At 59.9% G+C, this 14,790-nt stretch carries 10 protein-coding genes and 1 tRNA gene; 6 read left to right on the forward strand and 5 right to left on the reverse strand.

Features of this window, described 5'->3' with window-relative positions; genetic code table 11:
* Window positions 1–120 precede the first annotated feature (120 nt).
* On the forward strand, window positions 121–1,566 hold the full coding sequence (aspA, locus tag H2O75_RS04050; protein ID WP_182174007.1) for an aspartate ammonia-lyase: 1,446 nt from the start codon (window positions 121–123) through the stop codon (window positions 1,564–1,566).
* Between the two features lie 147 nt (window positions 1,567–1,713).
* Window positions 1,714–1,790, forward strand: a tRNA-Val gene (locus tag H2O75_RS04055).
* Here H2O75_RS04055 and H2O75_RS10995 read toward each other — a convergent pair.
* Window positions 1,747–3,435, reverse strand: coding sequence for a recombinase family protein (locus tag H2O75_RS10995; RefSeq protein WP_182174902.1), 1,689 nt, complete (start codon window positions 3,433–3,435; stop codon window positions 1,747–1,749). The two genes, H2O75_RS04055 and H2O75_RS10995, sit on opposite strands and share 44 nt — an antisense overlap.
* A 133-nt stretch (window positions 3,436–3,568) precedes the next feature.
* Here H2O75_RS10995 and H2O75_RS04065 point away from each other — a divergent pair.
* Window positions 3,569–4,791, forward strand: a protein-coding gene (locus H2O75_RS04065) for an IS3 family transposase (protein WP_182169478.1) whose coding sequence is annotated in 2 segments (ribosomal slippage) — window positions 3,569–3,854 and window positions 3,854–4,791 — 1,224 coding nt in all. Because the reading frame shifts where the segments join, the coding sequence is not laid out codon by codon here.
* Between the two features lie 18 nt (window positions 4,792–4,809).
* Here the strand turns inward: H2O75_RS04065 and H2O75_RS04070 are convergent.
* The 3 genes from H2O75_RS04070 to H2O75_RS04080 form a co-directional block, all read right to left on the reverse strand.
* Window positions 4,810–5,040, reverse strand: coding sequence for a hypothetical protein (locus tag H2O75_RS04070; RefSeq protein ID WP_220462779.1), 231 nt, complete (start codon window positions 5,038–5,040; stop codon window positions 4,810–4,812).
* Window positions 5,041–5,277: 237 nt separating this feature from the next.
* Window positions 5,278–6,222 carry a helix-turn-helix domain-containing protein gene (locus H2O75_RS04075; RefSeq protein WP_220462780.1) on the reverse strand — a complete coding sequence of 315 codons (945 nt, stop codon included), beginning with the start codon at window positions 6,220–6,222 and terminating at the stop codon, window positions 5,278–5,280.
* A gap of 21 nt (window positions 6,223–6,243) precedes the next feature.
* Complete coding sequence (locus tag H2O75_RS04080; RefSeq protein ID WP_220462781.1) at window positions 6,244–7,662, reverse strand: MFS transporter; 1,419 nt, start codon at window positions 7,660–7,662, stop codon at window positions 6,244–6,246.
* A 338-nt stretch (window positions 7,663–8,000) separates the two neighbouring features.
* Here H2O75_RS04080 and mobF point away from each other — a divergent pair, with 338 nt between their 5' ends.
* The 3 genes from mobF to H2O75_RS04095 all read left to right on the forward strand — a co-directional run bounded on the left by mobF (window position 8,001) and on the right by H2O75_RS04095 (window position 13,327).
* Window positions 8,001–11,546 carry a MobF family relaxase gene (gene mobF / locus H2O75_RS10910; protein WP_182174010.1) on the forward strand — a complete coding sequence of 1,182 codons (3,546 nt, stop codon included), beginning with the start codon at window positions 8,001–8,003 and terminating at the stop codon, window positions 11,544–11,546.
* A gap of 218 nt (window positions 11,547–11,764) precedes the next feature.
* A complete protein-coding gene (locus tag H2O75_RS04090) occupies window positions 11,765–11,962 on the forward strand; it encodes a hypothetical protein (RefSeq protein ID WP_220462782.1) in 198 nt (65 codons plus the stop codon).
* Between the two features lie 120 nt (window positions 11,963–12,082).
* Window positions 12,083–13,327, forward strand: a complete 1,245-nt coding sequence (locus H2O75_RS04095; RefSeq protein ID WP_182169453.1) for an IS256 family transposase — start codon at window positions 12,083–12,085, stop codon at window positions 13,325–13,327.
* A gap of 270 nt (window positions 13,328–13,597) precedes the next feature.
* On the opposite strand, the gene H2O75_RS04100 is transcribed toward H2O75_RS04095, so the two are convergent.
* Complete coding sequence (locus H2O75_RS04100) at window positions 13,598–14,665, reverse strand: DNA-processing protein DprA (protein ID WP_182174013.1); 1,068 nt, start codon at window positions 14,663–14,665, stop codon at window positions 13,598–13,600.
* Between the last annotated feature and the right edge of the window lie 125 nt (window positions 14,666–14,790).

The following is a 14,790-nucleotide window of genomic DNA, read 5'->3' on the forward strand; positions in this document are numbered from 1 at the left end:
TTTCCGAGAGCTGACTGACCAGTCATCGTCGTTGGCATTGGCCGGCTAACACCGTCTCGCAAAGCGAATTCTCCACGTATTCTGTGCGGGCCGTGCACCGCACAAGGAAAGGTCAGTGCGTTGACGACACACCGCGTAGAACACGATCTCCTCGGCGCGAGGGATATCCCTGCAGACGCCTATTACGGGATCCATACTCTTCGAGCGATCGAGAACTTCCCCATGTCAGGCAGGCTCATCCAGGACGTTCCCGAATTCGTTCGGGCGATCGTCATGGTCAAGAAGGCATCCGCTCTCGCGAACGAGGAGCTCGGCTCCCTCCCGCACGATATTGCGCAGGCGATCGTGGCAGGATGCGACGAGCTGCTCGTCAAGGGACGGTGCATGGATCAGTTCCCGATCGACCTTTTCCAGGGCGGTGCCGGAACATCGGTCAACATGAACTCGAACGAGGTCGTCGCGAACCTTTCGCTCGAACTCCTCGGCTACGAGAAGGGCCGCTACGACGTCATCAATCCGAACGATCACGTCAACAAGTCCCAGTCGACCAACGATGTCTATCCGACCGCGCTTCGACTCGCGATCTACAGCGGTGTCAACCATCTCATCACCCAGGTCAAGCTGACCGCCGAGGTGCTGCGGCAGAAGAGCGAGGAGTTCGCGTCCGTGGTGAAGATGGGGCGGACACAGCTCCAGGACGCTGTGCCGATGACGCTTGGCCAGGAGTTCGGCGGATGGGCGACAACACTGGAGGAAGAGGTTGTCATTCTCCATCGGGCCGCCAACTATCTCCTCTCCATCAACCTCGGAGCGACAGCGATCGGCAACCGTCTCAACACGCCCGAGCACTATGCGGAGGTGGTGTCCCGGAAGCTGTCGCACGTGACAGGACTCGATATCACGTCCGCTCCGGACCTTGTCGAAGCGACGAGCGACACGGGTGACTACGTCACCGTCCACGCGGGACTCAAGAGGACTGCCCAGAAGCTGTCGAAGATCGCCAACGACCTGCGCCTCCTCTCGTCGGGCCCGAGGGCAGGATTGAGCGAGATCAACCTGCCCGAGAGGCAGGCCGGATCCTCGATCATGCCGGCCAAGGTTAATCCCGTCATCCCCGAGGTGGTCAACCAGGTCTGCTTCAAAGTCATCGGCAACGATGTGACGGTGACGATGGCGGCAGAGGCCGGACAGCTCCAGCTCAACGTCATGGAACCGGCCCTCGCCGAAGCCACATTCGAATCCATCATGCTCCTCAAGAACGGCTTCGACACGCTCCGCGTCAACTGCCTCACCGGCATCACCGCCAACGCCGAACGCACGCGGGCGGATGTCGAGAGCTCGATCGGCATCGTCACCTACCTCAATCCCTTCATCGGCCACCACAACGGTGACAGGGTCGGCAAGGAGTGCGCGCGGACAGGGAAATCCGTCAAAGAGGTTGTGGTGGAGATGGGCCTCATGACGGCCGACGAGGTCGATTCGGTGCTGACCGTCGAAGCATTCATGCACCCCGTCTACACGGGCAAGATCTGGGCCGCCGATGAGAAGGGCCTGCCCGAGAGCTAGGGGACTGGCCAGTGGGTGCGGACATGCGCACCCACTGGCCTTCCGTCGATGTGATCTTCTTCGGCAAGTTGGCCCGCGCCCACGTCTCCGTGTAAAGTCACTAATCGATCAGCACCGCACCGCCTGGCAAGGCGCAACAGCGGCGCTGGGCCTGTAGCTCAGTTGGTTAGAGCGCCACGTTTACACCGTGGATGTCGGGGGTTCGAGTCCCTCCGGGCCCACCAGAAGGTCGTTGTTCAAACCGGCGACATTACCGGTCTGAGACATCGACTTAGCGGCCCGCCCCTCGTGGCGGGCCGCTATCGTCTGCACACCAGGGTCGAAGAACGCGTTGAACGGTTCCCCCGGTTCACCGATAACGGTGCCCTCCTCGCTGAGGTAGAGCTTGTCGAAGAATGCCTGGTTGGCGATGCGCCGCAGTGAGTCATCAATGCTCATGTACAGCTTGTAGCAGTCTCTGCCCAGTGCGAGGCAGTCGTCCAGGTGGGCGCTTGCCAGTTCGTACTCCATGTCACCGGCTTCGATCTGTGCTTCGAGGAACGCGAGTCGTCTGCCGATGCGATCCTGCTCCGACTTGAGGAGATCGAGCGGCACCGCTCCTGCATAGTGGGCTTGCAGAAGTTTGGAACGCTCTGTCTGGAGATCGTCTCGTTCGAGCACGTGTGCGTTGCGTTCCTGCTTCACGGTGGCGTGGAGCTGTGAGAATTGCGCCGTGATGAGGCTACGCAATGCCTGGATGGTGTGCTCAGGGATCTGGATGCGCCGGTAGTAGTCTTCGACCGCGGCTTCAACATCAGGCACATACATTGCTTTGCGTTCACAGTTGGTGCGTTTGGCGTGACGTCCGGCACAGATGAAGTACGGGTAGATGACGCCACGGCGGCTCTTGGCGTTGGTGACCATGAGTCGGGAGCCGCACTCACCGCAGAACACGGTGCCTTTGAGGTAGTGATCGTGGGTTTGGGTTTTCTCGCCGGATACTTGTTTTGCGCCGAGCACTGCTTGGACTCGGTACCAGACTTCGGGGCCAACGAGTGGTTCGTGGATGCCGTCATAGGTGGCACCCCGAAACAACACACTGCCCTTGTAGTACGGGTTAGAGAGCATTTTCTGCACCGTCGATAGCGCGGGTGGCCGTGCTGGTCGCTTCGGCGTGGGCGGTGTGGTGAGGCCCTGGTCGATGAGGGCTTCGCGGAGCATGGCAGTTGAGTAGTTGCCCGTCGCGTATGCCTCAAACGCCCACTTCACGATCTCCGCACGCGTGGGGTCAGGTTCAACGATGCGTAGCTCGCGGCCAAGTTCATCGCGAGTGGTCACGTTGAGATACCCAATGGGCGCTTTTCCGTTCGTGCCACCTGTCATCGCTTTTTGGCTCATGCCCTTAGAGACTTCGTTGGCGAGGTTGCGGGAGTAGAACTCGGCGATAGTGGACATGATGCCGTGGAGCAGCATGCCCGAGGGAGTCTCGTCAATGTTCTCTGTTGCCGAGACCAGCATGACCCCGGCGTCTTTGAGCGCGACATGGATCGCGACATCATCGGCTCGGTTACGTGCAAGGCGGTCAACCTTGTGCACGATGCAGTAGGCCACGTGGTTGGTTTTGACGTACTCGATCATCCGCATGAGTTCAGGGCGGTCGGCCTTCCGGGCTGATTCACCGGCGTCGACGAACTCTTCGACCACGATCGCCCCGAGGTCGCAGGCTTTGCGCAGATTCGCTTCGCGTTGAGCAGGAATAGAGAAGCCTTCGTCACGACCTCCGCGTTCAGCTTGCTCTTTCGTGGAGACGCGTAGGTATGAGACCGCGACGGCGGTGGTTGCACCGAGGCGCGTGAAGTCGGTGGCGGCAGATTGTTGTGTGGTGCTCACGGGTTGTGTTTCCTCTCCCCATAGGTGGGGCCAACACGAGCAGCCTGTACCGCTCGTGCGGTGCGACTCGTAAAAGGAAACAAGTGATTCGGCCTGGGTTTAGTTCCGAGCTTTATAGCAGAATAGGAACACTATGCCCAGAAAGTATGACCCCGAACTGAAGCAGCGTGCGGTGCGGATGGTTTCCGAGGCTCTTCCCGATCACCCCACTCGCACAGCCGCGGTCCGTCATGTCGCGGACCTGCTCGGGGTAGGCGCAGAGGCCCTGCGAACCTGGCACCGGCAGGCCGAAGTCGACCAAGGTAAAAGGCCCGGCGTGACGACCGACTTAGCCGCAGAGAATAAACGACTGGAGCGTGAGAACGCTGAGCTGCGCAAGGCTAACGAGGTGCTTAAAGCTGCGAGTATATTTTTCGCGAAGGAACTCGACCGGCCACGGACGAAATGATCGCTTTCATCGATACTTATCGTGATCGTTTCGGAGTTGAGTTCCTCTGCGCCACGCTTCGTGGAGCAGTCCGTGGATTTATCACCTCCCGTGGATACCGTGCCGCGAAGAGCCGGCCCCCGTCAGCCCGTCAGCTGAAAGACGAGCTGCTGATTCCAGAGATCCAGCGCCTGCACAAAGAGCATTACAGCGTCTACGGACGCCGCAAGATGCATGCGCTCCTGAAACGACAGGGCTGGGACATCGGCCGCGATCAGACCCACAGGCTCATGAAACTCGCCGACGTTGAAGGTATTCGCAGGTCAAAGAAGGCTTTCACCACGATCCCTGATTCCGGCTTAGCGCTGCCCGGGGACCTGGTGGAGCGCCGGTTTGTAGCTGACCGACCTAACCAATTGTGGGTCTGCGACATCACCTATGTCGCCACCTGGTCCGGGTTCGCCTACGTCTCTTTCATCATCGACGTCTTCGCTCGTCGTATCGCCGGCTGGAATGTTGCCTCGACATTGAAAGCTGACGTGCTGCCACTGCAAGCTTTGGAGATGGCTGCCTGGCAAAACGACGGTGACCTTGATGGAGTGATCCATCATAGCGATCACGGCTCGAACTACATGTCCCTGGTCTACACCAGCAGGGTCAATGAACTCGGCGCCAAGCCCTCTACCGGGACCGTCGGCGATAGTTTTGACAACGCGATGGCTGAATCGGTTAATGCTCTCTACAAGGCCGAACTGATTCGTCAGCGCGGGCCGTGGAAGACCGTGGAAGAAGTTGAGCTGGCAACCCTGGAATACGTGTGGTGGTGGAACAACAAACGCCTCCACGGTGAACTTGGCTACCGCAGCCCGCTCGAGGTCGAGACCGCCTACTACACTGAACAAGAATCCCGCCTGACACCAGTCCGGTGACAGGAAAAACGGTCGGAACTAAACCCAGGCCGAATCAGATACGCGACCGGACTCGAATGCGTCGAGATGCTGGGACCAGATCAGCAATGTGTTGTTGAACGACCGCGACCGAAACCTCGCCGTGAAAGTCATCGCGCGCTGCCAATCCTCACCAGTCACGAGGCCATCAACCGCGCCGACCAACCGCTCCTGCAAACCGTCGAGCTTCGCCTCACGCGCTACTCGTGCTTCCTCCCACTTCTTAGCCATCGCGTCCGCCTCTCCCAGACACCTGTAGTCACCAGCCACTGCTTTGAGCAGGGCCTGCGACTACCAGGTACGCCGGGAACACATAAGCGACGAGCGGAAGTCAAAGTACGGGACGACCGCCAGGAACAACACTGAACCCGACAGTCCTTACCGTCCTACCAGCCAAAAACCAGCACCAGGCAGCGGTGTCGAAGAAGACGTCCCGAAGGACACCAGAGATGTCCCGTTCCCGATCGCTTACTCGGCGCGGTGCATCCGGCGATATTCGCTCGGCGTCATACCCACACACTGTTGAAATGCCTCATTGGCACGGCTCCGGCTCGCCCAACCAACCTGACGGGCAGCCGCGTCGATCGTCAAGTGAGTTTCACGCAGCAGGTGCGCCATCTCCTCGACGCGCATCATCGTCAAATATGCCAACGGCGTTTTACCGTAGGCCTCGGTGAACACTCGTGAAAGTTGCTTTGGGGATAAATGCACCCGGGCCGCCAAGACATTCAGCGTCCAGTTCGTGGCGATATCACTGACCAGAGTCGCGCGAGTTTGGTGGGCCTCATCCCTGGCTGGTGTGAACTTTCGGCACCTGGGCAGTGTAGGCCGGGCATGCGCGCGCTGGCCGCGACCCTGACGTATCGGCGTGACTTTAAGGAACGGCATCACCACATCAGCGATCGAAAACCAAAGGGCCTGCATCCGATGAAAATGAGACCCGAAGCCACCATCGATGCTGAGTGCAACGAGTTCATCCAGCCATGGCATCAACATGCCGGTTCGGTCTTCACCGAGCCGGAGCACTTGTGAGGGTTCGCTGTAGACCGCGTTGGTAAAGCGTTCGGCATCAAGGCGATCATGGAGCAGACAAGCGTGCTGCCAGAACACCTGATCGATCACATAGTCAGTGTCGAGGTAAATCGTGGTTGTGGTGATGTGACTCTCCGGTTCGCTCCCGCACAATACGTTGGCGTTCAACACCACAACATCACCGACGGTAACGAACCGCTGCCCGAACTCGCTCAAGAGCAACGCGCTGCCGTCGCGGACGACGACCAACTTGACGCAGTCGTACGCCGCCGGAGCCATAGGTTGGTGAATGGTTGCGGTGCGCGCAATAATCGGTTCGCACCGCAACCATGATTCAACCCTCTCTGGCGACTTGCCTGACGCCACCATCGGGTAATTCATCAGTCCGACTGGCTGGGCTTTCTAAGCTTCCGTGTTCACTCCTTGCTCTGTCGTGTGTTCATCGGAGACAGCAACTCGTCGGGCAACAAAGGCTGCGACGCAGAGGCCGATGATCGCAAGCCCACTACTCAATAGATAGGGCGATACTCCGTGGGCGATTGATGCAAACCCCAAACCAACAAATACCGTGACGCCAGCAGACCCGCCAAGCTGGTCTGCGGCCCGCTGTACGCCAGAGGCGACTCCGGCATCGTCGTCAGTTACTCCGGTGACTGCCGCATACTGCAATCCGACTAGTCCGAATCCCATACCTGCGGCGATGAAAAGCATCGCGGGGATTAATACCCAAGCGGGGGCGTCGAGTTGCGCGGCGACAGCAATCACAATCATGCCTGCTCCTGCGAAGCTAAGACCTGCGATGATGCACGAGCGCGCTCCCCAACGTCCCATCAGTCGGGGAACGACAGTCACCGCGACGATCAGCGCCATAGCAAGCGGGAGAAGCAGTAGGCCGGCTTCCAGTGGGGAAAGGCCGAGTCCATTCTGAAGATAGAACGTGAACAGTAGGAACGACGTTGAGAGCGCGGCACTCAGCAACGCGGTCGCGAGATTTGCTCGCACCCGAGTCCGGTTGCGGAAGAAGGTTAGAGGAATTAGTGGGTTCGATGCTCGCCGCTCTACACCGACGAACAGAACGGCCGCGACGAATGCTCCTGTCAGAGCCGCAACTGGCAGCCAAGAGATTCCTTCTCCGGCCTCCACGACCCCGAAGGCGAATAGTAGCGGTGCGCCTGTCAACAGAATCGACCCGAGAATGTCCAGCGGTGCGCGCTCCTTCTTTCGGTCGCGTGGAAGCAGGAATACCGTCGCGATCAGCACGAACAGGGTGAACGGGATAGCGATGAGGAAGACCCATCGCCAACCTAGGTGCTCGGTGATGATTCCCGAGAGCACGAATCCCAAAACGAGACCGCTGCTTGCAACCGCTGCCCAGACGCTCAATGCTCGAGTACGGGCCCGTCCCTCGGGAAAAAGGAGGACGATGGTTGCCATTGCAGCTGGTAGGGCGAGGGCTTCGCCTACTCCTTGAAACAGCCTGGCTACAACAAGCACTGCGAAGGTTTCCGCGAAGCCTGCCATCATCGAGGCTGCTCCGAAAATTGCGGTGCCGATTAGAAGAAGGCGGCGTCGACCAACGACGTCGCCCAGGCGGCCTCCGAGCATGAGTAGACCACCGCCGGTGATGGTGTATCCGACGACAACCCAGGTCAGGCCGCGCGGATCAACGCCGAATTCATCGCCGATAGATGGCAGTGCTACGTTGACGACAGTAACATCAACGGCGATGAAGAATTGCAGCACTGACAGGCACACGAGTGCTGCCCAGGATCGCGTGGTCGAGATGTGATCCGGGCGCGATATTGAGGTAAAAAAAGACACAGATAACTCCGTTGCTTGAATGAAGAATCGGGCGACAAGGTATCTCGCACCGAACCGACCATCAAGCGACGGAACGTGAGTTTACTAAGTAGTGAGAAAGACGTTCCGCCGCTAGCGGAGTGTCTTCGTCACAGCGGCCGCGCTCGCGGCAGAAGCACCTGACATGCCCATCATCTTATCCGATGACGCTTCTCCAATCCATTGGACCGGCCGCGCGACGGCCCACAGAAGACCCCACGCGTCTTGCAGAAGAGGCTCGAAGCCCGCGAATCAACGCTGAGTTGACTGTCCAGAAACGCGGTAGCTGACGCTTACCTGTCGTTCAGGAGGCAGCGGCGATGACGGTTTCGATGCGTGTTATGAGCGCGGGTGACGGTTACAAATACCTCCTGCGTACTGTCGTTGCTAGTGATGGTGACCGGTTGCTCACGACCCCGTTGACGCGCTACTACGCCGAGCAGGGATCACCACCCGGTAGGTGGGTCGGGCAAGGCCTCGGTGGGATCGGTGCCGGTCAATTGAGCACCGGTGACCAGGTCACCGAAGCGCAGCTCCAACTTCTTGTCGGGATGGGCCGAGACCCCATCACCGGTGACGCCTTCGGACGTGCGTATCAGTCCTTTGTGCGCGTTTCGGAGCGGATCGAGGCTCGCGTAGCAGAGTTGGACGGGCCATTGTCGCCCGCCGTTCGCGCGGAACAGGTCGCGCAGATCGAAGCCGAAGAAACTAAACGGGGTACCCGTCGTGCCGTAGCTGGATTTGATTACACGTTCTCGATACCGAAGTCTGCTTCGGTGTTGTGGGCGGTTGCGGATGCAGGGACGCAAGCGCTGATCGCGCAGGCGCACCATGCCGCGATTGCGGAGGTGGTTGCATTCATAGAACGTGAGGTTGCAACCACCCGAGTTGGTGCAACCGGCATCGACGGTGCCGCAGCTCAAGTGGATGTCACAGGCGTGATCGCGACCGCATTCGATCATTACGATTCCCGTGCTGGTGACCCGCACTTGCACACGCACGTTGTGATCTCGAACAAGGTCCAGACGGCGCAAGACGGCAAGTGGCGTTCTCTTGATGGCAGACCGATGCACGCCGCCGTCGTAGCGCTTTCAGAACTCCACGAGGCAGTATTTGCCGATCACATGACGCGCGCATTCGGTGTCGAATGGGAGTCCCGGGACATGGGTCGTGATCGCAACCCCGCATGGGCGATCAGTGCTGTGCCTGAGGCGTTGGTGTCGGAGTTCTCGACTCGTTCCCGCCATATTGATGTCGAGAAGAACCGCCTCATCGCTGACTACATTGAGAAGCATGGCAAGCAGCCCACGACGGCGACGATTCTCAAGCTCCGAGCCCAGGCAACCCTTGCAACCCGGCCCGAGAAGCAGGTGCGATCCCTGGCGGAACTCACCTCAGACTGGCGTACCCGTGCAACGCGCTTACTCGGTCAAGATGCAACCCGGTGGGCACAAGACGTTGCAGTGAACCCTCCCGCGATGTTGTTGCGTGCTGATGATGTGCCCCTCGTTGTGATTGCTGAGATCGGGCAGGCAGTGGTGGAGGCCGTGGGTGAGAAACGGTCAACGTGGCGGCGCTGGAACCTGCACGCCGAAGCATCCCGTCAACTCATGGGATGGCGCTTCGCCTCTATGGTGGATCGTGAAGCGATCACCGGGCTTGTGGTCGATTCGGCCGAGAACGCATCGCTACGTCTGACACCGCCTGAACTAGCGTCGAGCCCTGTCGTCTTCCAACGAGATGATGGCACGAGCCGGTTCCGCCCGAAGCACTCCACTGTGTATTCCTCCGAAACCCTGCTTCAAGCAGAAGACCGCCTCCTGCAACGTGCCCGCGCCACGGTGTCACCGACTGTGGCGCTTACGACGGTCGAGCAGATCACCCCTCTTCCTGATGATGATGGGCGGATGCTAAGCGATGACCAAGCGACGGCACTCGCGTCGATCGCGGTGTCCGGGCGAACTATCGACGTGCTTGTGGGGGCAGCCGGTGCCGGGAAGACCACCGCGATGAACGCGCTCCGCCGTGCATGGGAAGCCGAACACGGAGCCGGTTCGGTTGTTGGCCTCGCACCGTCAGCTGTCGCAGCAGAAGTTCTCGCTGAAGATCTCGGTATCGCTACAGAAAACACTGCGAAGTGGTGGCACAACCACCTCACTCACGGCACCACGTTCACGGCTGGTCAGCTCGTGATCATTGACGAAGCGAGCCTTGCCGGTACTCATTCACTGGATCGCATCACAGGACTTGCCGAAACGGCGGGCGCGAAGGTACTGCTCGTTGGCGACTATGCGCAACTGCAATCCGTAGACGCCGGTGGGGCGTTCGCGCTGCTGGCCGGTGACCGGAACGACGCACCCGAACTGATCGATATTCACCGGTTCAGCAACGAGTGGGAAAAGACCGCATCCCTTGATCTTCGGCACGGCCGCACCGACATCATCGACACCTATATCGATCATGACCGCATCCACGACGGTGACGAAGATGCTATGACAGATGCTGCTTATGCAGCTTGGCGTGAAGACACCGCGGCGGGACTCGTGTCGGTGTTGATCGCGGAGACCAATGAGACTGTCACCGCACTCAATAACCGTGCCCGCGCCGATCTGATTCTTGACGGTAGGCTGCGCCCGAGTCGTGAGGTGGAACTCAACGACGGGTCGATAGCAGGTATTGGGGACACGATCATTACTCGACGTAACGACAGGCGACTGCGCACGAAGGACACATGGGTGCGCAACGGTGGACGTTGGCAAATCACCCAGGTCCGTGACGACGGCTCGCTCACCGTACGGGCCGTCGGGCGTCTTTTTGGCGGCGCGATCGTGCTGCCTGCCGCGTACGTGTCTGAGCATGTTGATCTTGGCTACGCCGTCACGGCACACCGGGCACAAGGCATCACGACCGACACCGCGCACACGGTTGTGACCGCGACAACAACACGGGAGAACTTCTACGTCGCAATGACCCGCGGCCGCAACGCCAACCACGCCTATGTCGCCGTAAACCAACCCGATGATGCTCACAGCCAGCCCCACCCTGGCGATAACACCGATGCCACCGCCAGGTCCGTGCTCTACGGAGTCATGCAACACGTCGGCGCTGAACTCTCCGCACACGAAACCATCACGGCAGAGCAGGAACAGTGGGGCTCGATCGCCCAACTCGCCGCGGAGTACGAGACGATCGCGCAAGCCGCCCAACACGACCGGTGGGCGACGCTACTACATACAAGTGGCCTCACACTCCAACAGACGGAAGACGTACTTGCCTCCGATGCGTATGGTGCACTATCGGCGGAGTTGCGACGAGCGGAAGCCAATCACCACGATGTTGACCGGCTCCTGCCACGCCTCGTACAAGCCCGCAGCGTCGAAGACGCAGATGACATCGCCTCGGTACTGCACGCCCGACTCGCCAAAGCCAGCGCCCGCCCAGCCGGATCAGGACGGACGCGCAAACAGCCACGCCTGATCGCAGGACTCATCCCACCCGCAGACGGAACCATGAGCCCAGAAATGCGGCAGGCACTCAATGCGCGACACCAGCTGATCGAGCAACGCGCTGATGCACTCGTTGACCAAGCCGTCGATGAAGCAGCCGATTGGGTGCAGCCGCTCCTCCCAAAACGTCAGAACGAGGACATGATGACTGGTTGGCGTCGCCGTGCGCGCGTGATCGCCGCCTACCGCGACCGACACCAAATCACCAGCACCGACCCGCTTGGACCGGTACCCGAGCGCACCGCACAGAAGATCGACTATGCCCGCGCACACGCTGCCGTCACGCAACTCCAAGCATCCGTCGAGCAACCTCCACACCGTGAACAGCAGCGACAGGTCAACCGAACCCTCGGACTCTGAGGCCGAGAAGGTCTCGGGCTTCCCTCCTGTCAGTGCTTCGTCGTATCCTGGTGACAGAGGCGGATACTCATTCCAACGCGCCACTTGTGGCAGACCCTCCAGGTCACTCTTCAACGCATCGCCTCGTCGGAGTTGTTTGTGCGATGGAGAGGAACGAGATCGTAATCCGCTTGCTCTGGACTGGAAGCGTCCATACCCGAAATTTTCTGCGTCGGTACATGCCGACCAATATCCTGCTTGATGCGATCCGCACCCCACGCGGTCTCAAATGGGGTGTGCCAGCGATGCTGTTGGCGATCCCATACTTCTTGATCGCGGCAATCCTGGTACAGGCCATCAATGATGGCGGCCCGGCTTGGCTCAATGTGCTTGTCCTGTTGAGCATTTGGAACGGGCTCAAGATGTTGTGGAAGTAGTGCCCCTTAGAGTGGTGTAGCCCCCGGGGTGGTCGTGAGCGTCGTTGCTGACGTGGACACGGTCACCGTGGGATCCTTCGAGAAAGCTCTCTACTTCCCACTCGAAAGGACATCGCCACGATGACCGCTCCTCATATTATCGACCCTGCAGGCCTGCTCCGTGAAGCCCTGGCCGAAGCATCCCCGGACTTGATGCGCGATCTGCTGCAGGCCATGATCAACGCCCTGCTTTCAGCAGACGCCGATGCCGTGGTCGGGGCGGAATGGGGCAAGCCCAGCCCCGACCGCCGCACCCAGCGCAACGGCTACCGCCACCGGCCCCTGGACACCCGGGTCGGCACAGTGGATGTTGCTGTCCCAAAACTCAGATCGGGCACATATTTTCCCGACTGGCTGCTCGAGCGCAGAAAACGAGCCGAAACAGCACTGATCACGGTCGTGGCTGACTGCTACCTCGCCGGCGTCAGCACTCGGCGGATGGATAAGCTCGTGAAAACCCTGGGTATTCATTCCCTGTCGAAGTCGCAGGTCTCGCGCATGGCTACTGACCTGGACGAGCACGTGGACCAGTTCCGTCACCGCCCGCTCGATGAGGCCGGCCCGTTCACGTTCGTCGCTGCTGACGCGCTGACCATGAAGGTCCGCGAGGGCGGGCGTGTGATTAACGCGGTCGTCCTCATCGCTACCGGCGTCAATGCCGATGGTAGGCGTGAAGTCCTCGGCCTGCGGGTTGCGACCAGTGAGACCGGGGCGGCATGGAACTCCTTCTTCGCCGACCTCGTCGCACGCGGCCTGACCGGCGTGCGTTTAGTGACTTCTGATGCTCATGCGGGCCTGATCGAGGCGGTCGCAGCGAACCTGCCGGGTGCGTCCTGGCAGCGATGCCGCACGCACTACGCCGCGAACCTGATGAGCGTGTGCCCCAAGAGCTACTGGCCGGCAGTCAAAGCGATGCTGCACTCGGTCTACGACCAGCCCGACGCAGCCAGTGTCCACGCCCAATTCGACCGGCTCTTGGACTACGTCGGCGATAAGCTCCCTGAAGCTCACGATCATCTGGACGGCGCACGTGCCGATATCCTTGCCTTCACCGGTTTCCCGACCGGGGTGTGGGCCCAGATCTGGTCCAACAACCCCAATGAGCGCCTCAACCGCGAGATCCGTCGCCGCACCGATTCGGTGGGGATCTTCCCCAACCGAGAGGCGATCATCCGCCTGGTCGGTGCGGTCCTGGCCGAGCAGACCGATGAATGGGCCGAAGGGCGCCGCTACCTCAGCCTCGACGTTCTCGCCAGAAGCCGCCTCCACATGCTTCCCGAGACCACAGACGAGGTGAGCGACGATCCTCTCGAACTGACCGCCTAACCACTAATTGAAGAACCGAAGGAACACCGGCTACACCACTCAAAGGGACTTGACCGTTGTGGATCGGTCCGTTGAGTCTGATGCTGTTTGTGCGTCTCCAGGTCAACCGGCTCAAGGCCAGACCCAGGAATCAGCAGAGGACCCAGCATATGTCTGGCGAGGATGCTGAATATCGTGATTTAGAAACGGCGCACTGATCCGCGTCGTTATCTACACATGCAGCTCAAGGCCAAACGATCCGTGCTGCGATCGCTGATCTCGTGGGTTCCGTCAGAGATCACGGTGAGCTGAATGAGCGGCACGAGCATGTGCCGAATAGCTGTCCATACGGAATGCTTTGGCGCTGAGTTGTTGTATCGAGCCGGAAGGCGGCTGTTTCTCGGAAAGCGCCCGTACGTCGTTGGCGTTGGTCACGACACTGGCGATGCCCTGGGCAATGAGTCGATGTGGGCCATAACTCGTGGCACTTGTCACCGGCCCGGGAACCGCACCGACGCTGCGCCCCAGCGAGTATGCCTGTTGAGCCACCAGCAGCGAGCCCGACCGTGAACCGGCTTCAATGATCGTCGTTGAACCCGAAAGTGCAGCTTCGATGCGGGCACGGGCCATGAACCGTGCTCGTGTCGGCGTGGCTCCCGGCGGTTGCCCGCTCACCAACAATCCGACATCGCTCACACGTTCAAGCAGATCTCGATGACCCGCTGGGTATGGACGGTCAATTCCACCGGCCATCACCGCAATCGTATGACCCGCAACAGCCAACGCAGACCGGTGAACTTCACCATCTATACCGTATGCGCCACCAGCAACAATCACTTTCCCGTCACTGGCAAGGTCAGCAGAGATCTCGTTTGCGACCTGGACGCCGTAGCTGGTTGCCGCACGTGCACCGGTGATCGTAAAGCGATCGCTCACTGGCATTGCGAGTAGTGACTTCTCGCCTTTGACCCAGAGGACATATGGAGCACCGTCGCCGAGATCGTGGAGCGACGCCGGATAGTTGTCATCGCTGGGAATAAGCGTCTTGAAGCCACCACGTTCTGTGAGGTCGAGTGCTTCTTGGATCAGTCGTGGTTCCACCCGGGGCAGCAAGCGTTTACGCCACAGCTGAGCTTCCACGTTATCCAAACCGGGAACCGGTGCGTCGTCGGCAAGCAGCATGACAGTGTTGACTGCGCCGTGAACCGCAAGGAGATGCCCCGTTGTCGCATCAGTGGGGTCCATGATCACGGTCAGGGCGATCCGTGCCGCACGTTCATCCGGCGCGAATGTCAAGAGCGTGTCCAAGTTCCCGGTCCCTTCGTCGTTGAAGGGAAGGTGAGCTACCAACGCCATCATTACCTAACGTTCAGAATCTTTCATCAGACATTATTTGGCCATACTCGCATCGAACAACCGCCCCAGTTTTTACAGCGGCTGGCTGTCAGGCTGGTGGGAAAATCTGTCGTCCAGTAGGGTGAAGG

The organism is Flaviflexus equikiangi, from assembly GCF_014069875.1.
GTDB classification, from domain to species: Bacteria; Actinomycetota; Actinomycetes; order Actinomycetales; family Actinomycetaceae; genus Flaviflexus; species Flaviflexus equikiangi.

Coding starts and splice junctions, on each gene's coding strand:
- H2O75_RS04090 (WP_220462782.1), top strand. CDS start 11,765: ATGCCGACCAATATCCTGCTTGATGCGATCCGCACCCCACGCGGTCTC.
- mobF (WP_182174010.1), top strand. CDS start 8,001: ATGACGGTTTCGATGCGTGTTATGAGCGCGGGTGACGGTTACAAATAC.
- H2O75_RS04070 (WP_220462779.1), bottom strand. CDS start 5,040: ATGGCTAAGAAGTGGGAGGAAGCACGAGTAGCGCGTGAGGCGAAGCTC.
- H2O75_RS04095 (WP_182169453.1), top strand. CDS start 12,083: ATGACCGCTCCTCATATTATCGACCCTGCAGGCCTGCTCCGTGAAGCC.
- H2O75_RS04100 (WP_182174013.1), bottom strand. CDS start 14,665: ATGATGGCGTTGGTAGCTCACCTTCCCTTCAACGACGAAGGGACCGGG.
- H2O75_RS04075 (WP_220462780.1), bottom strand. CDS start 6,222: ATGAATTACCCGATGGTGGCGTCAGGCAAGTCGCCAGAGAGGGTTGAA.